At 45.0% G+C, this 23,211-nt stretch carries 25 protein-coding genes, 3 tRNA genes and 2 pseudogenes; 20 read left to right on the forward strand and 10 right to left on the reverse strand.

The features are described 5' to 3' along the window. Positions 1–118: 118 nt before the first annotated feature. Both JFY74_07825 and JFY74_07830 read left to right on the forward strand, forming a co-directional pair. On the forward strand, positions 119–601 hold the full coding sequence (locus tag JFY74_07825) for a cold shock domain-containing protein (protein QQG29930.1): 483 nt from the start codon (positions 119–121) through the stop codon (positions 599–601). Between the two features lie 175 nt (positions 602–776). Continuing rightward, the gene (locus JFY74_07830) at positions 777–1,316 is read left to right on the forward strand and encodes a DUF2058 domain-containing protein (GenBank protein ID QQG30480.1); all 540 of its coding nucleotides are present in this window, start codon (positions 777–779) and stop codon (positions 1,314–1,316) included. Between the two features lie 115 nt (positions 1,317–1,431). Here JFY74_07830 and JFY74_07835 read toward each other — a convergent pair whose 3' ends face one another. Both JFY74_07835 and JFY74_07840 read right to left on the reverse strand, forming a co-directional pair. Then, the gene (locus JFY74_07835) at positions 1,432–2,463 is read right to left on the reverse strand and encodes a methionine synthase (protein QQG29931.1); all 1,032 of its coding nucleotides are present in this window, start codon (positions 2,461–2,463) and stop codon (positions 1,432–1,434) included. Between the two features lie 28 nt (positions 2,464–2,491). Continuing rightward, positions 2,492–3,469: a DUF1852 domain-containing protein gene (locus JFY74_07840; GenBank protein QQG29932.1), complete on the reverse strand. Its 978-nt coding sequence runs from the start codon at positions 3,467–3,469 to the stop codon at positions 2,492–2,494. Positions 3,470–3,799: 330 nt separating this feature from the next. Between JFY74_07840 and JFY74_07845 the strand changes: the two genes are divergently transcribed. Next, positions 3,800–4,045 carry a YmjA family protein gene (locus JFY74_07845; protein QQG29933.1) on the forward strand — a complete coding sequence of 82 codons (246 nt, stop codon included), beginning with the start codon at positions 3,800–3,802 and terminating at the stop codon, positions 4,043–4,045. 135 nt (positions 4,046–4,180) lie between these two features. Here JFY74_07845 and JFY74_07850 read toward each other — a convergent pair whose 3' ends face one another. Beyond that, entirely contained in the window at positions 4,181–4,516 is a 336-nt protein-coding gene (locus JFY74_07850) for a gamma-glutamylcyclotransferase (protein ID QQG29934.1), read from the reverse strand. A gap of 978 nt (positions 4,517–5,494) precedes the next feature. On the opposite strand from JFY74_07850, the gene JFY74_07855 reads away from it, so the two are divergent. Next, positions 5,495–5,782: a hypothetical protein gene (locus JFY74_07855; protein QQG29935.1), complete on the forward strand. Its 288-nt coding sequence runs from the start codon at positions 5,495–5,497 to the stop codon at positions 5,780–5,782. A gap of 91 nt (positions 5,783–5,873) precedes the next feature. On the opposite strand, the gene JFY74_07860 is transcribed toward JFY74_07855, so the two are convergent. Beyond that, positions 5,874–6,098, reverse strand: coding sequence for a DUF2594 family protein (locus JFY74_07860; GenBank protein QQG29936.1), 225 nt, complete (start codon positions 6,096–6,098; stop codon positions 5,874–5,876). 644 nt (positions 6,099–6,742) lie between these two features. On the opposite strand from JFY74_07860, the gene uvrY reads away from it, so the two are divergent. The 6 genes from uvrY to JFY74_07890 all read left to right on the forward strand — a co-directional run bounded on the left by uvrY (position 6,743) and on the right by JFY74_07890 (position 10,266). Continuing rightward, positions 6,743–7,399 carry a UvrY/SirA/GacA family response regulator transcription factor gene (gene uvrY, locus JFY74_07865; protein ID QQG29937.1) on the forward strand — a complete coding sequence of 219 codons (657 nt, stop codon included), beginning with the start codon at positions 6,743–6,745 and terminating at the stop codon, positions 7,397–7,399. Further along, positions 7,392–9,224 (forward strand): excinuclease ABC subunit UvrC, encoded by a 1,833-nt coding sequence (gene uvrC, locus JFY74_07870; protein QQG29938.1) that lies wholly within the window; start codon positions 7,392–7,394, stop codon positions 9,222–9,224. Before uvrY ends, uvrC begins: the two co-directional genes overlap by 8 nt. Positions 9,225–9,282: 58 nt before the next feature. Further along, entirely contained in the window at positions 9,283–9,831 is a 549-nt protein-coding gene (pgsA, locus tag JFY74_07875; protein QQG29939.1) for a CDP-diacylglycerol--glycerol-3-phosphate 3-phosphatidyltransferase, read from the forward strand. Between the two features lie 139 nt (positions 9,832–9,970). Continuing rightward, a tRNA-Gly gene (locus JFY74_07880) sits at positions 9,971–10,046 on the forward strand. 51 nt (positions 10,047–10,097) lie between these two features. Next, positions 10,098–10,171: transfer RNA gene (locus tag JFY74_07885), tRNA-Cys, on the forward strand. A gap of 8 nt (positions 10,172–10,179) precedes the next feature. Continuing rightward, positions 10,180–10,266: transfer RNA gene (locus JFY74_07890), tRNA-Leu, on the forward strand. A 181-nt stretch (positions 10,267–10,447) separates the two neighbouring features. Here JFY74_07890 and JFY74_07895 read toward each other — a convergent pair. Together JFY74_07895 and JFY74_07900 are read right to left on the reverse strand one after the other, a co-directional pair. After that, the gene (locus JFY74_07895) at positions 10,448–10,690 is read right to left on the reverse strand and encodes an ogr/Delta-like zinc finger family protein (protein ID QQG29940.1); all 243 of its coding nucleotides are present in this window, start codon (positions 10,688–10,690) and stop codon (positions 10,448–10,450) included. A gap of 50 nt (positions 10,691–10,740) precedes the next feature. Further along, positions 10,741–11,271: pseudogene (locus tag JFY74_07900) on the reverse strand (phage late control D family protein). Between JFY74_07900 and JFY74_07905 the strand changes: the two are divergent. From JFY74_07905 to JFY74_07935, 7 genes and pseudogenes are all read left to right on the forward strand, one after another. Then, positions 11,272–12,315 (forward strand): annotated as a pseudogene (locus JFY74_07905) (phage tail sheath subtilisin-like domain-containing protein). It begins immediately after the preceding pseudogene. A 10-nt stretch (positions 12,316–12,325) separates the two neighbouring features. Next, complete coding sequence (locus tag JFY74_07910; GenBank protein QQG29941.1) at positions 12,326–12,841, forward strand: phage major tail tube protein; 516 nt, start codon at positions 12,326–12,328, stop codon at positions 12,839–12,841. A gap of 15 nt (positions 12,842–12,856) precedes the next feature. Further along, on the forward strand, positions 12,857–13,168 hold the full coding sequence (locus tag JFY74_07915) for a phage tail assembly protein (GenBank protein QQG29942.1): 312 nt from the start codon (positions 12,857–12,859) through the stop codon (positions 13,166–13,168). A 32-nt stretch (positions 13,169–13,200) separates the two neighbouring features. Beyond that, positions 13,201–13,317, forward strand: coding sequence for a GpE family phage tail protein (locus tag JFY74_07920; GenBank protein ID QQG29943.1), 117 nt, complete (start codon positions 13,201–13,203; stop codon positions 13,315–13,317). Next, on the forward strand, positions 13,314–16,415 hold the full coding sequence (locus tag JFY74_07925; GenBank protein QQG29944.1) for a phage tail tape measure protein: 3,102 nt from the start codon (positions 13,314–13,316) through the stop codon (positions 16,413–16,415). The genes JFY74_07920 and JFY74_07925 overlap by 4 nt, the downstream gene beginning before the upstream one ends. 10 nt (positions 16,416–16,425) lie before the next feature. Continuing rightward, positions 16,426–16,848 carry a phage tail protein gene (locus JFY74_07930; GenBank protein ID QQG29945.1) on the forward strand — a complete coding sequence of 141 codons (423 nt, stop codon included), beginning with the start codon at positions 16,426–16,428 and terminating at the stop codon, positions 16,846–16,848. A gap of 155 nt (positions 16,849–17,003) precedes the next feature. Then, positions 17,004–18,023, forward strand: coding sequence for an acyltransferase (locus JFY74_07935; protein ID QQG29946.1), 1,020 nt, complete (start codon positions 17,004–17,006; stop codon positions 18,021–18,023). Positions 18,024–18,229: 206 nt separating this feature from the next. On the opposite strand, the gene JFY74_07940 is transcribed toward JFY74_07935, so the two are convergent. Next, positions 18,230–19,404, reverse strand: a protein-coding gene (locus JFY74_07940; protein QQG29947.1) for an IS3 family transposase whose coding sequence is annotated in 2 segments (ribosomal slippage) — positions 18,230–19,146 and positions 19,146–19,404 — 1,176 coding nt in all. Because the reading frame shifts where the segments join, the coding sequence is not laid out codon by codon here. A gap of 861 nt (positions 19,405–20,265) precedes the next feature. Next, on the reverse strand, positions 20,266–21,102 hold the full coding sequence (locus JFY74_07945) for a hypothetical protein (GenBank protein QQG29948.1): 837 nt from the start codon (positions 21,100–21,102) through the stop codon (positions 20,266–20,268). A 250-nt stretch (positions 21,103–21,352) separates the two neighbouring features. On the opposite strand from JFY74_07945, the gene JFY74_07950 reads away from it, so the two are divergent. Together JFY74_07950 and JFY74_07955 are read left to right on the forward strand one after the other, a co-directional pair. After that, positions 21,353–21,607: a hypothetical protein gene (locus tag JFY74_07950; protein ID QQG29949.1), complete on the forward strand. Its 255-nt coding sequence runs from the start codon at positions 21,353–21,355 to the stop codon at positions 21,605–21,607. Beyond that, on the forward strand, positions 21,604–21,888 hold the full coding sequence (locus tag JFY74_07955) for a conjugal transfer protein TraD (protein QQG29950.1): 285 nt from the start codon (positions 21,604–21,606) through the stop codon (positions 21,886–21,888). Before JFY74_07950 ends, JFY74_07955 begins: the two co-directional genes overlap by 4 nt. A 105-nt stretch (positions 21,889–21,993) precedes the next feature. Here JFY74_07955 and JFY74_07960 read toward each other — a convergent pair whose 3' ends face one another. Next, the gene (locus JFY74_07960; GenBank protein ID QQG29951.1) at positions 21,994–22,353 is read right to left on the reverse strand and encodes a hypothetical protein; all 360 of its coding nucleotides are present in this window, start codon (positions 22,351–22,353) and stop codon (positions 21,994–21,996) included. A gap of 78 nt (positions 22,354–22,431) precedes the next feature. Next, entirely contained in the window at positions 22,432–22,830 is a 399-nt protein-coding gene (locus JFY74_07965) for an H-NS histone family protein (GenBank protein QQG29952.1), read from the reverse strand. A 100-nt stretch (positions 22,831–22,930) separates the two neighbouring features. Between JFY74_07965 and JFY74_07970 the strand changes: the two genes are divergently transcribed. Beyond that, a complete protein-coding gene (locus tag JFY74_07970; GenBank protein ID QQG29953.1) occupies positions 22,931–23,167 on the forward strand; it encodes a hypothetical protein in 237 nt (78 codons plus the stop codon). Positions 23,168–23,211 lie beyond the last annotated feature (44 nt).

Consider the following 23,211-nt stretch of genomic DNA (forward strand, 5'->3'; position numbering starts at 1 on the left):
TTTTCACAGACCAGAAATTTATCGTCCAGACTTAACCCAAAGACGTAGTCTGCGCAGGCATTGTGCTTTACACTGCGCGCTGCAAAAACTGAGTAGATAAACGATTACGTAGGCGGTAATGGCGATGAACGGAACGATCACAACTTGGTTTAAAGATAAGGGCTTTGGATTTATCAAAGATGAAAACGGTGAGAACCGTTATTTTCATGTGATTAAGGTCGCCAACCCCGATCTGATTAAGAAAGATGCGGCGGTCACTTTCGAGCCCACCACGAATAACAAGGGGCTGTCAGCGTATGCTGTGAAAGTCCTACCGGAAAGCAAATACATCTATATCGCCGGTGAGCGTATCAAGCTCACGTCGATCAGATCTTATGTGGTTTACAGCGAAGAAGTACCTGCTGATACGCACATTGATAAAGACAATACGGTGCTGTCAGTAGGAATATTGATGAATAGCATCAAGCCGAAAGCAGCCACTAAGCCCGATGAAATGCGCTCGCTGAAAAAACTGGCGATCACCACCTTTCAGGGTACAACGTTAATCTTCTCGGAAGATGAGATAGACGTGGATGCCACGGTGAAACTGCTCAAGGTCTGAAATCATTTGGGTTGACCCCGTGCCGAAATCCTGCGTCATGCATAAGCAGAATTTCGGCATCGCTTCTGATAGCCTTCAAGCTCAAGCCGCACCGCGTTCGGGTCCTGCAATCTGGCGCAGCCTCAAAAATTACAGGTATAATCCTGTGAATTATTCCACGGGTTTAGGAACGAAGATGACAAAGCTCACCTTACAAGAGCAGATGCTAAAAGCTGGATTAGTGACCAGCAAAAGAATGGCCAAAGTTCAAAGAACGGCGAAAAAATCACGGGTTCAGGCTCGTGAGGCAAGAGAGGCTGTGGAAGAAAATAAAAAAGCACAGCTTGAGCGTGATAAACAGCTAAGCGAACAACAAAAACAAGCGGTTTTATCTAAAGAGTATAAAGCTCAGGTGAAGCAACTTATTGAAATGAATAGAATCAATATTTCAAAAGGCGATATTGATTTTAACTTCACCGATAATAATTTAATTAAGAAAATAACGGTGGATAAGCTGACTCAAGCTCAGCTAATTAGCGGTCGTCTCGCCATCGCTCGTTTGGTGGTTGATAGCAGCGGTGAGAATCAATACGTTATTATCCCTGCGAGCGTAGCCGATAAAATTGCGCAGCGAGATGCGAACAGTATTGTATTAAATAGTGCGCTGAGTCAGGAAGAGCAGGATGAAGACGATCCATATGCTGATTTTAAAGTGCCTGATGATTTAATGTGGTAATTAACGTTTTTGCCGATGCGTATATGATGAAAAGCCCTTACGGGCTTTTCATTAAGGCTTATGTATCGCTCAATTCGGACTGAACTCGCTTCAAGTGATTTACTACTTGGCGACGTTATTTAGCCAAGAGTTCTTTTCGGACGATTTTCGCACCCGCACTTAACGCATTGAGTTTGCCTTTTGCGACGTGACGAGATAAGGGGGCCATACCACAGTTGGTAGACGGATAGAGTTTGTCGGCATCCACAAATTGAAGCGCTTTTCGTAACGTATCGGCGACTTCCTCTGGTGTCTCAATGATATTGGTTGCCACGTCAATGGCGCCTACCATCACTTTTTTACCGCGAATGAGTTCAATAAGATCCATTGGAACACGGGAGTTCTGACATTCCAGTGAAATGATATCGATAGCCGATTTTTGCAGTTTAGGAAAAATTTCTTCATATTGCCGCCACTCGGATCCCAGCGTCTTTTTCCAATCGGTATTAGCTTTGATGCCATAGCCATAGCAAATATGCACCGCAGTTTCACACTTAAGCCCTTCAACGGCTCTTTCTAAAGCGGCAATTCCCCAATCATTCACCTCATCAAAGAAAACATTAAATGCGGGCTCATCAAACTGGATAATATCGACACCCGCAGCTTCTAACTCTTTGGCTTCTTGATTAAGAATTTTGGCGAATTCCCAGGCGAGTTTTTCGCGACTTTTATAGTGGCTATCATAGAGCGTATCGATCATCGTCATTGGACCCGGCAGAGCCCATTTAATTGGTTGCGTGGTTTGCTGACGTAAGAACTTGGCGTCTTCAACAAAAACGGGCTTCTGGCGCACCACCGCACCAATGACTGTTGGTACACTCGCGTCATAGCGATTACGAATTTTAACGATCTCACGTTTCTCGAAATCAACACCGCTGAGGTGTTCAATAAACGTCGTGACAAAATGTTGACGCGTTTGCTCGCCATCACTGACAATATCAATACCTGCCTGTTGTTGATCTGCCAGGCTCAAACGTAGAGCGTCTTGTTTGCCCTCAACCAGTTCCTCACCTTGCAATTTCCAGGGTGACCAAAGTGTTTCAGGCTGCGCGAGCCAAGAGGGTTTCGGTAAGCTGCCAGCAGTTGAAGTGGGTAACAATATTTTCATAATAATCGGTGACCTTTTGTTTGGTGAATCAAAGAACGTAATTAGCAGACCATTGCTCAAGAATAGCTTGGTATGGTTTGATGAAGTTTTTCTCAGTAAACTTTCCCTGCTCGATAGCCAACAGGCTACGTTCTTCTCGATCATAAACAATTTGAGTGAATGAATGATCCTGATGATTCAGGCTTGGCTGATAGCACAGACCTGCTGCAGAATTCGCATTGTAAATCTCAGGTCGGTAAATCTTTTGAAAAGTCTCCATCGTGCTGATGGTACTGATCAGCTCAAGATTCGTATAATCACTCAATAAATCACCAGAAAAATAGAAAGCCAAAGGCGCGACACTATTTGGCGGCATAAAATAACGAGCCTGCAACCCCATTTTATGGAAGTATTGATCGGTCAATGAATATTCATCTTGCTGATATTCGACACCTAATACGGGATGCTGATTTCCAGTCCGATGGTAGGTGTTTTTACTTGAAACACTTAGGCATATAACCGGTGCTTTACTAAAAACCTCTTTATAACTCTTTGAATTAACGAAACATTTAAATAGATTCCCATGCAACTCGCCAAAGCTATTTGGGGTGCTAAATCCGGGGTGATTCTTATTATGATCTGCCAGCAATACGCTAAAATCATAATCTCGCACGTAGGAGGAGAAGTTATTTCCTACAATACCTTCAATGCGCTCGTTAGTTTTTTTATCGACAATATTGGTTTTCAGTATTTCAATGACGGGGAAGCTATCGCCATTGCCTTCTATATCAACCTCAACGGAAATGATATCAAGTTCGACAGAATAGCGATCCCCTTTGGGGTTATCCCAACTTGCTAGGGAATTGAAGCGATTGTCAATCATCGTTAAGGCGTTGCGCAAGTTCTCCTGGCGATTTTTTCCTCTCGCCAAATTCGCAAAGTTGGTCGTAATACGCGTGTTTTCGGAGGGGTTATAATTTTCATCGAAACACGTGTTCTTAATCGTAAAGGTAAAATTCTTATTCATTGCGATCTCGCATCCTAATTCTTGATATAAAACCTGAAATTATTGCTTGCTTTGCCAAGGTTTTCAGGTTTTATAATTTTGCAGGTTTCATCTTGTTTATAGTATTGCACAATTTATGCCAGACTCATCGAGTGAGTAAAAGTGATTTAATTTCAATAGACATGAGCCATCTTCATGACCTGGTGTATGGTTCGAGTCGGTGTGGTTGTAGTCGGTATTAAATAACCTGTTTTATGTTTTAGATTCATGTGGTTAGATGTCATTAACTGCATGATTTATGGTAAGGTGCTAATATCAATAGATATAGACCTTAACCCTTGGGGACGACGTATGAGCAATGAAATACCACTTAAATTTTATGACATCACGGATGAGTATGCGACGGAATCTGAAAAGCCGGTGAGCGAGTCAGAACGTGACGCTCTGGCGCGCTATTTCCAACTGCTGATTACCCGCTTAATGAATAATGAAGAAATCAGTGAAGAGGCGCAGAAAGAGATGGCCAGTGAAGCCGGTATTGACGAGTTTCGTATTGATGAAATCGCGACATTCCTGAATCAATGGGGCAATGAATAACGGTTGTTTAGGGCGTTTGGAAACAAGCAACATTGAGGTTGTGATGTTCGCGTCCCGCTTAGGTTGCCATAAGCGGGATTTTTCAATTTGGCTGTGGCAGGGCGATGGGCGTATTTGATTTATATACCCTAAACGCTACTGGCCTGTCTGTGGCTGTAACTGATAAACCCATGCCGTAACCTGCTGGTCTTCCGCTGTAGTAACCACAACCTCAACGCGATCGTAGCCGTCTTCAAATTCATCCAACATTGGCCAGTGCGCTTCGAGATTATCAGATAAAAATAGATAACCGTTGATGCGCGACCCGTGATCATCCAGCACGATCCCCGGAAAATCTGCGGCAGCGCCCCAGCCACGCTCATAAAACGTGCCTGTCACGTAACCCGGCAGCCAGTCTCCACCGATGTTTTCCAGAATATAGGCATTTTCGTGGCCTGGGCGCAGCGTCCCGTAGACAAACAAGCGTTCCATTTTCCCTCGTCAATCAAAACAATGAATACCCAAAGAGTGAAGAATAATGCTCACGTTAGGGGTTAATAAAGTGGTTCGCAACAGCTTATTCAGTGCTGATGAGCGCAGGCCTTAGCGAATGATGCTTTCCGTATAGCGATCTCCTCAGAGGAATGTAATCAGTATGTCGAAAGATCGCTAAAGTAGATGATTTGGCGGGATCATTCATGGCACCAGAGCGATCATGCGCTGTGCCCAAAAGCGGGATGACCGTCTTGGAAGATGGCTTAATCATGTCACTGAGCGACGGGGAAAAATGAAAGCCACTGTGGCGCTGGCAAATAAGTTAACACGTATTGTCTGGCGGTTGCTGTCTGAACCGGTTGATTTCAATATGGACAAGGCATTTGTGATGAAGTAATGATTTAGTTCGGCACAAAGTAAAAGATTTCCTGAGTTTGCAGGCACTGATGAGAAAACGGTAAACCAACCCTATAATAACCTGAAGTAGATCTAGGTAGAAAATACCGGCCAAGTAATAAGGAAACAGGGTGCGGATGACATCATGGCGCGGACAAATTTTCCCTAAAAGACGCCGGATATATGACAGCAAACCTTATCACGTCAGTACTTGTACACCACGGGACGCCCATATATGATCTACTATTGTGCAATAATAAAAAGAACACCTCATCTTAATCGGCGTCAGTGAGGCATGCTGTAAGTATCGACAAAATTGTAAGGTGTACAATGGGACAAATATCTGGCAAGGCGAGTCTTTCAGGCACATGTAGCCTCTGTTTCAGAGCCGATGTATATCAATAAGATGATGCTACGGGATAAACTCACTGTGAGGATAGAAACGCTTACCGGAGTGGAGCACTCCACTTTGACGTTATATAACAACGAGCATGCGCATGATTGTGTCTACATCTGCCAGGAGAGCTGGAGTTTCCAGGTTAGCCATCAGCAAGTTTCTGCTTGATTCCGGAGGTTCATATGGGGTTCGAAAAATTACTGGCTGTCATAGAAAAAAGTCACCAGGATCCGAAATCGGTTATCTCGTTATCTGAACTGAGCCAGGCAATCCATGAGATAATTTGTACTGAAAGCTCGAAAGAGTACAAGATAAATGAATGCTTCACCGAACTGAGGGAACTGGTTGATGAGAGAAAAGCACTTGCCAGAAAACAGTTATTGGATAAAACGTTGGTGATGGAATTAACACAATATAAAAATAAAGAAGAGGCGCTACTTTTGAAACTCATCAGCGTCGGAAGTAAATAGACTGGAGTCTCTATTTTTAATCGAAAACGGAAATACTAATATTACCACACCGTCAGCTAAAATTATTGAGATGACGGTGTGGCAAATCGTGCTATTTACGGTAGCTGGTTTTGATCTGTTTAATCGTATTATCAAAAATAGCCGCTTGCTCAGTATCTTCCAATTGTGCAATATATCTTTCCATATTGATGATAACTTTACCAGCATCCGCCTGGCCGATTGCTTTTAATAACAGCGTAACCATAGCTTTTAGGCAGGTAACCTCATGGGCTAGTGTTTCAACGGATGCGGCAGTAGAAAAATCTGCGTTGCTCATGTTTTCTCCTCAACAAGAAAAAGATGTTTTCCTTCGCCTGCTGCGGGCGTTACCGCTGACGCTACAGACAGAACCAGATGGACGGGAGTATAACATAAAGCATATTGTGGATTGATATTATTCGCGGATAAAGCCATTTTAGTGACTGTTTTTTATGCATTTAACTTATTAAAATAGCGTCTATATTTTAGATGTTTTTTTGTGGTAAAGGCTATAGATGTGTTTCGTTTAATACATATGATGTTCACTATGGACGTTTTTCACTGAATATATTATTTGTATAATACAGTGGCTGACGATGATAAAATTTCCAATCACTATCCTGATTACAATAGTGACTTTTTATTGACATTCAAGATGTAAAGCCAATTGCATGCCATTTGATTTGCATTGTTTTTTATACATTTTGTGCCAGCGGAGTGTTTATACTGCGTGGCGTATTTGAAATGTTAAGAGTGTGATCAACATTCACCATCAGGTTAACGATATATTGTTATGATCGGGAATGCGCTTTATTCCTTCTCGGCATATTTTAAAATAGATATTCATATAAATCTGTGTTCATTATTTTTTGAAACCAACGTAGTATCACCTGCAAGCAATTTTTTATGTAAGTGTTACTCCCTTTTTTGGAGAATTATTCTTTGATTAGCGTTTTTCTTGTTGATGACCATGAACTGGTGCGGGCAGGGATACGACGCATTCTTGACGATATCAAAGGTCTGAAAGTGGTTGGTGAGGCATGCTGCGGTGAAGATGCAGTTAAGTGGTGCCGAAGCAATGATGTGGACGTTGTCCTGATGGACATGAGCATGCCGGGCATCGGTGGGCTTGAAGCAACGCGCAAGATCCTGCGTTTTACGCCAGATATAAAAGTCATCATGCTCACTATTTATACTGAGAATCCGTTGCCCGCTAAAGTGATGCAGGCCGGTGCCGCGGGATATGTGAGTAAAGCTGCTGCCCCTCAGGAAGTGATCTCCGCCATTCGCGCAGTACATGCAGGTAAACGGTATATTGCTTCTGATATTGCTCAACAGATGGCATTAAGTCAGTTGGAGCCGCAGACGGATGCGCCGCTTGAGTGTTTGTCTGAACGCGAATTACAGATTATGCTAATGATAACGAAGGGACAGAAAGTGACTGAAATTTCAGATCAGCTCAATCTTAGCCCTAAAACAGTGAACAGCTATCGCTACCGTATGTTCAGCAAGCTGAATATCAACGGCGACGTAGAGCTGACCCATCTGGCTATCAAGCATGGGCTTTTTACCGCGGAGACATTGTTAAGTAGTGAGTGAGAGTTTCGATGCGTCGGCATTTTTAAAAACGGTAACGAGCCAGCCCGGTGTCTACCGGATGTATGACGCCAGTAATACGGTCATCTACGTCGGTAAGGCAAAAGACTTAAAAAAACGACTTGCCAGTTATTTCCGCAGTCATGTCGCCAGCCGTAAAACCGAGGCATTAGTCAAAAGCATCAAGCATATTGATGTCACGATCACGCACACAGAAACTGAAGCCTTACTGCTGGAACACAACTACATCAAGCTTTATCAGCCGCGTTATAACGTCTTGTTGCGCGACGATAAATCCTATCCCATGATTTTCCTGAGCGGTGATGCTCATCCACGTCTGGCTGTTCACCGCGGCGCTAAGCATGCAAAAGGCGAATATTTTGGCCCGTTTCCTAACGGCAATGCCGTACGTGAAACGCTAATATTGCTGCAAAAACTGTTTCCGGTGCGCCAGTGTGAAAATAGCGTCTATCGCAATCGATCTCGCCCCTGCCTGCAATATCAAATTGGCCGCTGCCTCGGGCCTTGCGTTAGCGGTTTGGTGAGCGAAGAGGATTATCAACAGCAGGTTGACTATGTTCGCCTGTTTTTGTCTGGCAAAGATCAGCAAGTATTGAATCAACTCATTTCCCGGATGGAAGCGGCCAGTCGCGATCTGCATTTTGAAGATGCAGCCCGGATTCGCGATCAGATCCAGGCGGTCCGGCGGGTGACGGAAAAACAATTTGTTTCTGGTGACGGTGACGATCTGGATGTTATCAGTGTTGCTTTTGATGCTGGCATGGCCTGTGTTTATGTCCTGTTCATCCGACAGGGAAAAGTGCTTGGCAGCCGCAGCTATTTCCCCAAAGTACCTGGCGGTACGGAATTGGGGGAAGTCGTGCAGACGTTTGTCGGGCAATTCTATTTGCAAGGGAGCCTAGGCCGAACGCTTCCTACAGAAATTTTGCTCGACTTCACTCTGCCCGATAAAGATTTGCTGACGGAGTCTCTAACGGCAGTCGCGGGAAGAAAAGTACAGATTCAGACGAAACCCCGTGGCGATCGTGCTCGTTATTTAAAACTGGCGCGGACAAATGCTGCCACGGCGCTGGTCACAAAACTGTCTCAACAGTCCACCATTCACCAGCGCTTGGCTGCGTTAGCCAAAGTCTTGCAGTTGCCAGAAATCCGTCGAATGGAGTGTTTTGACATCAGTCATACTATGGGGGAACAGACGGTGGCATCCTGTGTAGTATTTGATACCAACGGTCCGTTACGTTCGGAATATCGCCGCTATAATATCAGTGGCATTACGCCAGGCGATGATTATGCCGCCATGGCGCAAGTCCTCCGACGTCGGTATGGTAAAGCGCTGGATGACAGCAAAATACCGGATGTCATTGTTATCGATGGCGGGAAAGGGCAGCTCGGTCAGGCTCAGGCCGTGTTTGACTCGTTGCAAGTATCATGGGATAAAAACAAGCCGCTGTTACTTGGTGTCGCGAAAGGCAGCGATCGTAAAGCCGGACTGGAAACGCTGTTTTTTGAGTCGACGGGCGAGGGTATGGCACTACCGCCTGATTCTCCCGCATTGCACGTTATCCAGCATATTCGCGATGATTCGCATGATCATGCAATTGGCGGACATCGTAAGAAGAGAGCAAAAGTAAGAAATACCAGTACGCTGGAGCTTATCGAAGGTGTCGGCCCTAAACGTCGTCAAACCCTGCTGAAATACATGGGAGGGCTGCAACCTTTGATGAATGCCAGTATTGAGGAGATTGCAAATGTTCCTGGAATTTCGAATGCATTGGCAGAAAAAATCTTCCATGCATTGAAACACTAGGGACAATGTTGCAACATACTCTTAGTATCCACTCCAGCCAGATAGTTACCTAAGCGCTATGCAATTTAATATACCGACGTTGCTTACCCTGTTTCGTGTTGCTCTTATTCCGTTTTTCGTGCTGGCGTTTTATCTTCCATTCGTCTGGGCACCGCTGCTCTGCGCGTTGATTTTCGTGTTTGCTGCCGTGACGGATTGGTTTGATGGTTTCCTTGCCCGCCGCTGGAAACAGACCACGCGTTTTGGTGCCTTCCTCGATCCTGTTGCGGATAAAGTGATGGTGGCTGTCGCACTGGTGTTGGTTGCGGAATACTATCATTCCTGGTGGATTACGCTGCCGGCAGCGACAATGATCGCACGGGAAATCATCATTTCAGCCTTGCGCGAGTGGATGGCTGAAATTGGCAAGAGAAGCAGCGTTGCCGTGTCGTGGATAGGAAAGGTGAAAACCACGGCTCAGATGATGGCGCTTTTTGCTCTGCTATGGCGACCAGAACACATTGTCGAAGGTGTTGGCGTGGTGGCGTTGTATATCGCGGCGGTACTGACTTTCTGGTCCATGTTTCAATATTTGAACGCTGCACGCCACGATCTGCTTGAACCTTGATCGAAGCGCCGTAAAAACCAGCAAACGAACGTGGTCGCTTGATAATTTTATTGACTCACTGCGTCATGTCAGTAGAATGCACCGCATCAACAGCAACGCTGGTTTGTAAGAAGTTAAGATAATCAGCGAGTTCTGTGTTGCGGGAATAGCTCAGTTGGTAGAGCACGACCTTGCCAAGGTCGGGGTCGCGAGTTCGAGTCTCGTTTCCCGCTCCAATTTAAAACATCGGCAATAGCGGATGTTGGTCACTAAGACCTGAATATTTTGGCGCGTTAACAAAGCGGTTATGTAGCGGATTGCAAATCCGTCTAGTCCGGTTCGACTCCGGAACGCGCCTCCAATATTTAAGCCCGGGTGGTGAAATCGGTAGACACAAGGGATTTAAAATCCCTCGGCGTTCGCGCTGTGCGGGTTCAAGTCCCGCCCCGGGCACCATTGATTTAACTTCAATAAAAACAAGAAGTTACATAATAAAATTCAACCACCGAAAGGTGGTTTTTTTATGCCTGAAAAAAGGCAAGTGGCAGCAAAATGGCAGCAGAGTGGCAGCACTGATTTTAGGCATGAAAAAAGCGGCCAAGAATTTAACCGCTTTTGTTAAGTAGGATTGAATAATCTACAACGCTAAATCCAATTGGTTTTCCCCTTTGTGGCTGCGGGGAAAGATATTGGTGGGGACATATGCGCCAGGTGCGGGTTTCGTTTCGTTCAGTGATTCATCAATGTGTGTCATGCTGGTAAAGCAGTAACCGCACATCATATTTTGACACTGGTGATAGCTACGTCGAACCAATGGGCTGAGCTCTACGCTGGTACGTGTTTTTGCAGTTGCGCGGCACTTTGGACATTTGATCGCCATGACAACCCCTCAAACGGCTGGTGTTACTGTCATTATACACAGGCGTTGCATTAATCATCATTATCGTCTGCCGCCCAATCCGTTATTTTCACTTCAAATTCCAGCGATGTAGTAAATCCTGATTGGCTAATTTCATGTACGCAGCGCGTAATTATCCAGTCTGCATTATCGATAACTGTTTTAAACCCAAACATGCGGGCGTGTAATTCCGGATATAAGTCGGCACGGCCTCGCGCTAACGTCATACTGAATTCCGCTGCACCACGCTGTAATTTCGACCATTTTGCCGCCGCCGCGCGTTTTGCAGCTTGCTCGGTTTTAAACGTCGAACGCATAACATAAACATTACCTTCCGTTCCCTTCAGATAATTCCCCTCTTTACTGCTGGATGCGGGTTCTTTCTTTTTAGCTGGCGTACTGGTTTTACGTTTATTTTTTACCTTTGTCGTTTTGGTTTTGCCAAAATTCAGATCCAGCCAGTACGCCGTAACACCGGTGTATGCATCGCGGTCAGCAACGCGGAAGCTGTGACTGTCCCCGCTACTGCGCGTAATGGTGATGACCGGTAACGGCTTGCCGCTTTAACCCGCGTTGCTAGCGTATTGGGCAAAGCGGGTAAAACAGGCACGCTACACACCACGCTGAAATGCATTTCCGATCAGGCCAGTCCTCAAACGGTAGTGATCCGTGTGGCAGATGCGGCGAACGCGCTCGCAGAAGGCAATGAACCTAAACCGACGCAAGATCAGTTAGTGATCGGCGGTTCCGATGCCAGCGGGCGCTATACGGGGCTGTATGCGCTGCTGTCGGCAGAGGCGCGTATTGGTGTTCGTCCGCGTGTACTGGCAGTGCCTGAGCTGGACACTCAAGCCGTTGCCGCACAGTTGGCCGTAATGGCTGAAAAGCTAAACGCGTTCGCCTATGTCAGTGCGCATGACTGCGCAACTATCGCGGACGCGAAAACGTACCGTGAAAACTTCTCCCAACGTGAACTTATGGTGATCTGGCCTGACTTTATCGCCTACGACACCGCAAAAGGGGAAAATGTGACCGTCCCTGCGCCAGCGTTCGCGGTTGGCCTGCGTGCCAAAATTGATGCGGAGACGGGCTGGCACAAGGTGTTATCCAACGTTGCCGTAAACGGTGTGCTGGGACTGAGCAAAGATGTGTATTTCACGCTACAGGGAACCGATACCGACGCCGACGAACTGAACAGCAACGGCATCACCACGCTGATTAAGCAGAACGGCTTTCGCTTTTGGGGATCACGCACCTGTGACCGTGAAACCTACCTGTTTGAAAGCTACACCCGTACGGCGCAAATCCTCGCAGACACCATCGCAGAAGCGCATTTCTTCTACATTGATAAGCCGCTTACGCCCTCACTGGCAAAGGATATTGTTGACGGTATCAACCGCAAGTTAACGGCGCTGGTCACTGCTGGCCGTCTACTGGGTGCGAATTGTTGGTATGACAAAGAAACCAACACCGGCGAAACGCTACGCACCGGAAAATTAACCATCAAGTACAACTACACACCCGTTCCGCCATTGGAGCATTTGGATCTGGTGCAGGAGTTTACTGACGAATACTTCGCGACGTTCGCCAATACGTTCAGCGGGTAAGGGGTAAATCATGTCTCTGCCAAAGAAACTTAAATACTTCAATCTGTTTATCGACGGTGACAACTATTTCGGTCAGGTGCCGGAAGTGACACCGCCTAAGCTCACGCGCAAGACAGAAGACTATCAGGCGGGTGGCATGCCTGGCTTTGTCGCGATTGACTTCGGTTTTGATGCGGGCGCGCTGGATATGGAAATCACCCTCGGCGGGCTGGACGCTGGCTTGTTGAAAAAGTGGGGCGTCTCCACTGCGGACGGTATGCAAACGCGCTTTGCGGGTTCTTATCAGGATGAAGCGACGGGCGAAGCGGTGCCGTGTGAAATCCAGACGCGCGGCCGGTTTACCGAGCTTGACCCAGGCTCTGCCAAAGTGGGTGAAGATACGGCGCATAAATACACACTGAAAAATACCTACTTCAAGCTGACGATCAGCGGTGAAGAGGTCATGGAAGTGGATGTGCTGAACATGATTTATAAAGTGGCCGGTGTCGATATGCTGGAAAAACACCGCGCTAACGTTGGGCTATAACAGGAAACTCCTACCATGACTGAGAAACAAAATAACGTCGTCATTCTGCAAAACCCGATCACACGTAAAGGCGGTGATGTGAAAGAAGTCACGATCACTGGCGCATTGAAGCAGGCCGGATCGCTGCGTGGGCTGAAGGTCTACGATGTGATGACGTCCGATGTTGATAGCCTGCTGACGTTGCTCCCGCGCGTCACCAGTCCGGCGCTAACGAAAGAAGAACTGACTGTGATGGATACTTGGGACTTTTGCCAGCTATCCAATGCGGTGGCCACTTTTTTGCAACCCTCTTCCCCAGCGAACGAGACGGGCGCGGTAACGGCGTAATTCATTGCCCGTTTAACCGTGTTGAAGAGGTGATGGCCGACATCGCAGCAATTTTCCATTGGTTGCCGTCGGCGATGGATGCCATGCCAGTAGATGAACTGCTGGCATGGCGCAGCCGAGCGGCCGTTAGAAGCGGAAACTCGGAATGACAGATCGCAATCTCAATATTCGCGTGGCGTTCAGCGCGATCAATAATATGGCTCGGCCCGTCAGTGCTGCACGCAGCGGCACGGCGGCGCTGGCTGACCAAATCAGAGCAACACAAAACACCCTCAACGGATTAGGACGGCAGGCCAGCAGCTTTGACCGTCTGAGTGCTGCATCCGCTAAAACAACCCGTGAACTGGAACAAGCTAAAGCCAAAGCCGCCGCGATGCGTGCCGAATTCGGTGCCGCCAGTGCGCGAACGGACGAACAAAACGCGGCACTAAAACGGCAACGTGAGCTGATCAGGCAATTATCAACGGCTCAGACCAACGAAACCGAACAGTTAAAACAACTGCGCGCAGAGCTGGCACGGCACGGCGTGATACTCGACCGCAGCCGCAGGGCAACAGACCAGATTAGCGATCAAACCGCACGCTATAACCGTATGTTAGCGGAACAGCAACGGCGGTTAGCGGCAGTGACGCAGGCACGCGCACGCTATGATCGGATGCAGCAGACGGCGAGTAACCTGCGTAGCACAGGGGCAATGGCAATCGGTGCCAGTGCAGCCGGTGCGTATGTCGGCGCCAGAATGATGGCCCCTAATCTGCAATCAGATAAAAGCGGGGCGGTGATTGCTGCACAAAATGCCGAAACCCCTGCAATGGGGGCACAGTATTCGAAAATCATTAAAGGGATTAATAGCGCCGGCGTGAGCAATGACCTCGCTCAGATCGCTGACACTGTATCTGCGGTGCGTAGCTCGCTAGGCGCATTAGGTGAGGTCGGTGAAGCTGAGTTAGACCGGATCTCGCGCAAAGCGTTAGATATGCAATCCGTGCTCGGCGGCGATACGGCGGAACATATCCAGATTGCCGCCATCATGATGAAAAATGGCCTGGCTCGCAGTAGCGATGAAGCATTCGATTTGATGGCGGCAGGAATGCAACGTGTGTCTACCCAGATGCGTGGTGAGCTGCCTGAGATATTGCATGAGTATTCAACGCATTTCAGGAACATGGGCTACAGCGGTTCTGAAGCCATGACGCTGCTGGTCAGCATGGCGCAACAAGGAAAGTTTGCGCTGGATAAGACCGGCGACGCCATCAAAGAATTTTCAATTCGCGGCTCTGACATGTCCAAAGCCAGTGTAGAGGCGTATGACGCCATCGGACTGAATGCACAGCGCGCGTCATCTGCCATTGCCAGCGGCGGAGCACAGGCGCGTAACGCGATGCAGCAAACTGCACAGGGGCTATTGAAGATTAAAGACCCAGCCGCGCGGGCGAATGCAGCCATTGCATTATTCGGTACCCCGATAGAAGACCTTTCTATCGATCAGATCCCTAACTTCCTGTCAGCGCTTGCCAATACCCAAGACCAGTTCAGCGATGTCAGCGGAACGGCCGAACGCATGGGCAGCACGTTACGCGATAACCTGTCGGGGGATATCGACAAGCTGGGTGGCGCACTGAGTGGGCTACGTTTTGCCATCTTTGAAAATGACTCCGGCGTTTTGCGCTCGCTGGCTCAGAGTGCGACGGCGTTAGTGAATAGCGTCCGTGAGTGGGTAACAGCTAACCCTGAACTGGCTCAAACACTGCTTGTGGTTGTGGGCGGCGCATTGGCGCTCACCGCCGCCATCGGCACCGTTTCTCTGGCCGCAGGCATATTGATGGGGCCATTTTCCAAACTGCAACTTGGCCTATCCCTGTTAAGCGGTGGTAAGGGTATTGGCACTGTTACAAGTATGTTCAGCAGGCTTAGCGGCGTTATGACGGGTAGCCTGTCCAGCACTCGCGCGTGGGGGGGTATCCTTACCAGTATACGCAGCGGCATCGGTGGAATCGGCAACATCGCCCAAGGCGCTGGTCGTGCGTTGTTGATGGTATTCACTCAGCCAGGCGCAGCGCTATCGGCGTTAGGTAATGGCGTGCGGATGCTGGCGACATCTGGATTTTCTGCACTGAGCGGTTCAGGTATGGCGGTATTTAACATCCTGCGTACGGGCTTCATGCTGTTGCTCAGTCCTATCGGCATTATCGGCGCGGCAATCGTTGCGGCCGGTGTATTGATTTACAAATACTGGGAGCCGATCAAAGCGTTTTTCAGCGGTTTTTTCAGTGGCCTGACGGCGGGTCTTGAGCCGGTTAAACAATCTTTCTCAGCGTTATCACCGATTTTTGACGGGATCGGACAGGCTATTAGTGGCGTATGGGACTGGTTCAAAAAACTGTTTGAACCGGTCAACGCCTCATCTGAATCACTGAAACAATGCACGGAAGCTGGGAAAGTGTTTGGTGAAGTCGTTGGAATGGCGATTGGTGGCGTAGTGACAGTTATCCTGAAAGTTGCCGAAGGGATTGGCTGGATACTTGAAAAGCTGGGCGTTATCCCTAAAGCGGCAAATGCCGCCATCTCAGCATCGAACGCCATGAACGGCGCAATGCCGGAAAAAGGCTATGAACCTAAAAAGCCGGTTATGTACGTATGGGATAAGAAACAAAAGAAAATGGTGGCGCAGGAATGGAAACCGCAGCCCCCCAAAGAAGCCGATGCGGTGATTAAAACCGGCGAGGCAGCAAAACCACCGGCAGGCGAAGGCAATAAGCCTAAACAAACTGGGGCGTTGCAGGACTTGACGGGGAGCAATCCCAAAACAGAAAAAACAGGCAGCACAGCAAAGACCGAAGACAAGAAAGACCCGAACAAGCTGGGTGATATCGTTTTTAAAAACGTACCGCCTACCGTCATGCTGGCGAACGGCTACCGTGAATCACAGGTTATGCCTGCACAGCCAAAAATCCCCCTACTGGAGCGGGTGAAGCAAACCGCCGGCGTGCTGGCCGCGTCTGTCCTGCCGTTCACCGTGCAACCTGCTGGGGCAGACGTCCCAGCTATCAATTCACCTGCAGCACAGATGAAAACGGCGATGTCTGCCGGTATGGCCAACACAGACAAATATGAAATCAATATCACGATTCAGGATGCACGCAGCCTTGATGAAGACAAACTCGTCGCCAGACTGCGGCGGGAAATAGACGACATTGAACGCCGTAAGCAGCGTCGCCAGCGCTCACAACTAACCGATCACGTATAGGGCTTTTATCATGATGATGATTCTGGGTATGTTCGTTTTCATGCGGCAGACTGCGCCGTACCAAACCCTAAGCCATGACAGCAGTTGGCGACATGCTAAAAATGACCGCGTCGGCAAATCCCCGCGTTATCAGTACATCGGCGCAGGGGAAGATAAAATCACGCTGGCCGGTGAACTGTACCCAGAAATAACCGGCGGCGATGTCTCGTTGAACATGCTGCAAACGATGGCCTACACAGGAAAAGCCTGGCCGCTGATCGAAGGGACGGGCAACATCTACGGTATGTACGTGATTACCAACATCAACAAAACCCGTTCCGAGTTTTTTAACGACGGTAAGGCGCGGCATATCTCATTTACGCTGAATCTGGAACGGGTTAGCGAGGATTTGCGAGAAATGCTGGGTGATATGGATATCGGGCTATCCGGATAACACAGGCGCTTTTAACTGTGATTATCAATAAATTTAGCATCAGGCTAGTAATCTAGATAAATCTTAAATAAAATCACGCTCCTTGCGACAATAGCACACTCCTTGAAAAAACATACACGGTGATAAATTTGGATAATTTTTCAAAAAAAAATTGCATGAATGATAATCAATTACACGGATTGACTATTTTTAGATTTATTGCAGCCTTTTATGTTTTTATTTTTCACTGCCAAATTAGGTACCCTCTTGATGTACCTCATTTTATTACAAGAATAATTAATAATGGTGCAGTTGGTATGTCATTTTTTTTCGTTTTGTCGGGTTTCGTTATGGCTTGGTCTGCCAGAAATGGCATACGAAGTGATTATATAAAAGCAAGAATATCAAGAATATATCCAGCATATGTTTTTATGGGGATAGTGTCGCTGCCTTTTTTATTTGATATTGAAAACGAAAAATTAATACCATCTCTTGTATTGTACTTTACAGGGATGCAATCATGGATACCGGATTCATTTTCTTCTTGGCACTTCGGGGGGTCTTGGTCGGTCTCCACAGAGCTTTTTTTCTATATGGTATTTCCATTAATACTTCCATTAGTTAAAAAGAACCCTAAACTATCTTTATTGATAGCATATGTTACAACATCGCTAATCATTCCCTTTGTCATGGTGTTTAGTGGCTCAGATAATATGCCATATTTTTACATAAGCCCAATACATAGACTTCCTGAGTTTGTTATCGGAATGGCTCTTGGTGTTATGTATATAAATGGCTTTAAATTAACATTAAAAAAACACAAAATATTGTTAATTTGTTTTTCTTTGTTGATTCTTTTTTTTGTATCTCCAATAGGCAATTACGGATTCATGAAAAGGAATTTCGCTACAGTACTAGCAACCGCTTCTTTGGTTTTTGTTTTTGCTTGTTCAAAGATTGAATTAAGTCTATTTGCGCGGCCGTTTGTTTGGCTAGGTAAGATAAGTTACTCTTTTTATCTTATGCAAATACCAATAATATTGTTTTTTGTAAAATATCCGAGTGTTTTTTTTGGAATGGAAAACTACCAAGTTTGGATAGTTGTAGGTGTGTTCAACCTTATGATGGCGACAATTTCCTACTATCTCATTGAAGAGAAATTCATATCAAAAATAAAGAGAATGTCTTTTGCTTAAAATATGTGGTTGCATTTCGCTATGAGATGCAACCACTTTACATTTATGAACTTACCGCATGTGATACAACATCAGGTAAATACACGGTACGCTGATGAATATTTATCTCTTCATCTGTAGCGGGTCTGGCACCCTCCATTTCATTTCCAATATAGATCCATCCATCTTTGTGTTTCCAATATTGAATATCCATCTACTTGTAGTGGTCAACAAAAACTGGCCACGGCTTTAGAGTTTTTCCAGAACAATCTTTCTGATTCATTCGGCGTCAAACCACCATTATATTGATGAGGTCTGAGCTGGCTGTAATATCCTGTGATGTAATTCGTTATTGCCGTGCTGGCTTGGCTAAAATTCGCGTAGCCATTATCCGGTACCCACTCTGTTTTCAGGCTTCTGAAGAACCGTTCCATTGGGCTGTTATCCCAGCAATTTCCCCGGCGACTCAGACTTTGCTTTATCTGATATCTCCACAGTAACTGCCTGAAATTCCTGCTGGTATAGTGACTGCCTTGATCCGAGTGATACAGTAAATTAGCCGGTTTTCCCCGTGCTTCCCAGGACATCGACAGGGCTTTACCTGTCAGTGCGGAATCAGGGAAAAATGACATCGCCCAGCCAACCGGTTTACGGGAAAACAAATCGAGTACAACAGCCAGATAAGCCCAGTGTTTTCCCGTCCAGATATAAGTCACATCACCGCACCAGGCCTGATTAGGCTCGGTAACAGCAAACTGGCGATCCAGATAATTAGGGATCTCAATGTGTTCCTTAGACGCCTTCTTATAACGATGGCCAGGTTGCTGACAGCTGATAATATTGAGCGCTTTCATCAGCTTTGTTGCCCGCCAGCGGCTCAGTTTTATACCTTTGGTGGTGACCATTGCGGCAATGCTTCGCGCTCCTGCTGAACCGTTACTTTCGCGATAAACTTCACGCACAAGGCTCAGTAATGCCACTCTCGTGGCGTCAGGCTTCCTGGGCTGCCGCCAGTATTTATAACTGCTGCGATGAACCCCAAACACGTTGCACACAACGGCAACAGGAAACCGCGCCCTGAGTTTCTCAACTAATGAGAATTGTTCAGGGAGTCTGACATCAAGAGCGCGGTAGCCTTTTTTAATATATCCCTTTCCATTTCAACGCGTTGAAGTCTTTTCTTCAACTCACGTATCTCAATCTGCTCAGGTGTCATGGGTGAAGCTATGGGTGATTTTCCCGCTCGCACTTCTTTCAGTTGTCGAACCCATTTATCCATCGTGGATTTGCCGACATTCATCGCAGTGGCAGCGGCGGCAACGGTGTAATGCTGATCGAGTACAAGCGGGGCAGTCTCGAGGCGAAACTCGGGGCTAAAATTGCGTCTGTTACGTCCGGTCATAATGTCACCTGTTTTGACTATGAGGTGATGATATCACCTCTATTCAGGTGGCCAAATTCACTATGCCACTACAGGTATTGCCTGTGCGATCATCTGTTATCTTGCAACGTGCATGATAGGCTGCCTTCCTACAGGAAGACATACCCTCAGAACGTTTCACAATTTTAAACTCCAGATGAAATATCGCCATTAACTTATAGAACCTCAATATAAAATAAAACCAAAATATAAAACGCAACGATAACTATGCTGCCGTTAGTTTTTCGCAAGAAAAACTTCGGGGTTGACGTTGACGTTGTTTCCGAAGGAAACGGTGTTAGCCTGCGGCAGGCAACCGTCGGTAGACCCCACACACTGCGTAGCAGTGTATAAGTGGGCATTGTTTTTTCTAACAATGTAAAACCCTCTACTTAATTAATACGAAATATATTAATGCCTGTAAAATAAAACACCGAATTAAGCGGCGCATTCTAGATGAAAGGGCGAAGTATTCCGCGATATTACATCAGTGGGGTTTAGATGGTGTCCGAAGGACGAAAAGAGTGTTAATTTATCCCGCCGTAAGGCGGGAAAGCACTAAAACAAGAAAATAGTAGCTTTTATGTGTAGTTTTCCCTGTTGCACAATTCACAAGTTATGATGGAATATCAGAATGAAAATTTGACAAGTGAAATCAAAAACACTAACAACCAAAAATAAGTAACGCGGAGAGTATTAGATAAACAAGTTAGTAATTATTATTGGTTTGTGTTGATGAATTTAGTTTTGAGTGGGTTAGACGGTGTTATTATTTACTACAACAACGCCTTTTATTAGTGTGCATTGAAAAAAGAGTGTTAGGTTAATATTGTCAAATGGTTTTTATTTATTAATGTATTCTATTTTATATATACGGCTAAGCGGTATTATCCCATATGTTTCTTTTGGTGATGAAGGTTGGTTATTTTTAAATGTTTTTTTGTAATGGAGCATATTGGGAGTCTGTAATACTATAAAAAGTTCTTCACTGTAATAATTTTTCTCATGCATTACTAATGCGGGAATTTCACCGCCGACATTAAACTCAGCAAGCCCTTTACCATATAATCTGGATAGAAATTGATTCGGAAAAATACAGAACAAACCAACTGTCATGACTACAGCGAGCTGATATATTAGCTTTGTTTTTAGTGTTGTTCTAAGTAGACTGGTTAAATAAATAACTATCCCAATCATCATGGCTACCACTTGCAATGATTGCTTTATCTGTTCATACCCCATGTTTTTTAGTGCATTAAAACTTGAAGTTATGAACAAAAACAACATGAATAAATTCACTACTGATATTATAAATGTTGACTCAAATCCAATTTTTTGCTCTCTCTTAATTTTTTTTGGCAATTTTATGATAAAGAGTACGCCAAAAAAAGACATTGAAATAAAGATTAAAGTGCTAATTTCAGTCATTACAAAGATACTATTTGCGCTATATAGTTCACCAATCATGTCAAAGTCAAATGAATTTTTATCTCTCATGTAATTTAGCAATAAAAGAAATGATAAAGCTGGAAATGTTATCAAATGAGATATGGATAGTGATATGAAAATTTTTATTCCATTATGTAAATTACGGCGGCCAGATGGTCTTTTCAACTTCATAAAACAAACCAAGAAATCAAGGGCTTTAATATATGCAATTCTAGCAGTTAAGATTTTCATTCTCTTACTCTATGATAAAAATGATTATTCTATAACATTATAAACATCTTTATCTGCATTGATGTTTGATAAATATCAATGTTAAAGTTTATTGATATATTTTTGTATAATTTAAATTTTCCACCCTCCTTTTTTCTGTGATTGGTTTAAAATTAGATTATTTTCTTTTTATCAAATTAAACCCTCTGTTGTATTGATAATTATTAAAAATATGGTAAAGAATAACCTATAACAAATACAAGGAGGTGTAATGTATAAAAATAACGATGAAGCCATTGATTGGGAAGCCAAAAAACTTCTTGATGAAGGTGTTTATACCGATACAGAACAAGCCTATTTAGAAGCAGAAAAACGAGTGAATCAGATAAGGGAAAAATTCAGAGAGCATCAGGTTAAACAGACATTTAAATTGAAGATAAAATCAATCAAGAAAAAACTGAATAATGATGACTATGCGAATATTCCTTATAATAAAAATAGAAACCATTGGGGGAATGACATATGACAACAAAAACAATCAAACAACAAATTGCTTCAGCACAAGAACGTCTATACTTCTTGGAAGCTAAAAAGAAACAGCAAACGAAAAAAGAAAATACACGTCAGAAAATTATTTTCGGTGCAGAGGTTGCCAAAGTCTTAGGATGTGATATTGGTTATGTAGATAAGGAATTGGTCTTTGGGATTCTGCTTGATATTCCAAATCTTCATGAAAGCGATATTGAAAGGTATAAAGCACAAGGCCAAGCTTATATCGAAAGTGTCTTAAATAAATCCAAACAGTAGTTTTCCTTTTCACGTCCGAACGGTGAGCCGACCTAAAACTTGTTTTTAGGTCGGTGAACTGTTGAGCAAGCCCCAGAGGGCGCGGTAGCTAATTTATTCTCAACATTATCTCAGGAAGAGATTTGCAGCATATTCACCATTAATAAAAACATCACATTCATGAACTGGTGCTGAAAAAGTATGAATTTCTCTTTTGCAACGTGCCATAACTTTTTTACCATTGTAGGTCGCTGTATAGACATTGGTGAAACTATTGCTAAAAGCCCCGGCTAAACTTTTATCTTGGTTTAGGAAAGGTTCATTTAGTATCAGGATTTCATTTATCCATAGCTTTAAAACACCATTTGGCATGTTTGCGCTAATTAGAAGTTGTTCGCCATCCTGAGTTCGGTAAGGTTGTTTTGCTGAAAAATTGGTACACCCCGCTAGAAAAAGTGCTCCCAGAAGTAATACTCTGCCTGTCATTTCTTGTCCTTAAGTTAAATTTTTATATTTAATTTTAGAAAACACCCCTTTAAATAAAACTTAAAGGGGAGGGTTCTCTCAGATCTCAAAATCTTCCAAAGTCTTACCATTTTCAAGCGCAGCAGTGATAGCTTTAGGTGTACGGCCCTGACCAGTCCATAACTTTTCATTGCCATTTTCATCGATGTATTTGTATTTGGCAGGACGAGGTTCACGTTTAGATTTTACAGACTTGGATGATGCACCGCCAAGTAGCTCTGATGGATCAATACCATCTTCTAACAGTCTGGCACGTAAGGCTTCGATTTTGGCCTGACGTTCAGCGTTTTGTTGCTGTGCGCTGGCTTCTTCTTCACGACGATCTTCAACAATAACAGTCAACTTTTCCAGCATTTCTTCCAACGTTGCCAAATCGGTTTCACGCGCCTGAGCACGTAGGGTGCGGATATTGTTTAATACTTTAAGTACTTCACTCATAGCTTATTATCCTGATGGTGATAAAAAATCATCGATAGGGTGTCTGAATTTGACATATGTCAGAAATAAATTGTATATCAATATGGATACGGAGGAAATAATGAAAAAGAGAAAATCAAAGAAAAATCCACTTGAGGATACAGCGGTGTTAAGTAGAATTGCTCAGGCAGCATCACAGAAAGCGATTAAAGAAACGTTCGCCGCAGGAATGGCTATCCACTATATTTCAGAGGGGAAGTTGATCAAAGCATATCCTGATGGAACAAAAGAGTGTGTCAAAAATCTGGAGATGGAGCCTATTTCTTTCGCATCAGCCGTTCGTCAGTTAACCCGCTAATTACATACCGCCATCTATTGTTTTATCTTATGTAATTGTTTATC

This window comes from Pectobacterium carotovorum, assembly GCA_016415585.1.
GTDB classification, from domain to species: domain Bacteria; phylum Pseudomonadota; class Gammaproteobacteria; order Enterobacterales; family Enterobacteriaceae; genus Pectobacterium; species Pectobacterium carotovorum_K.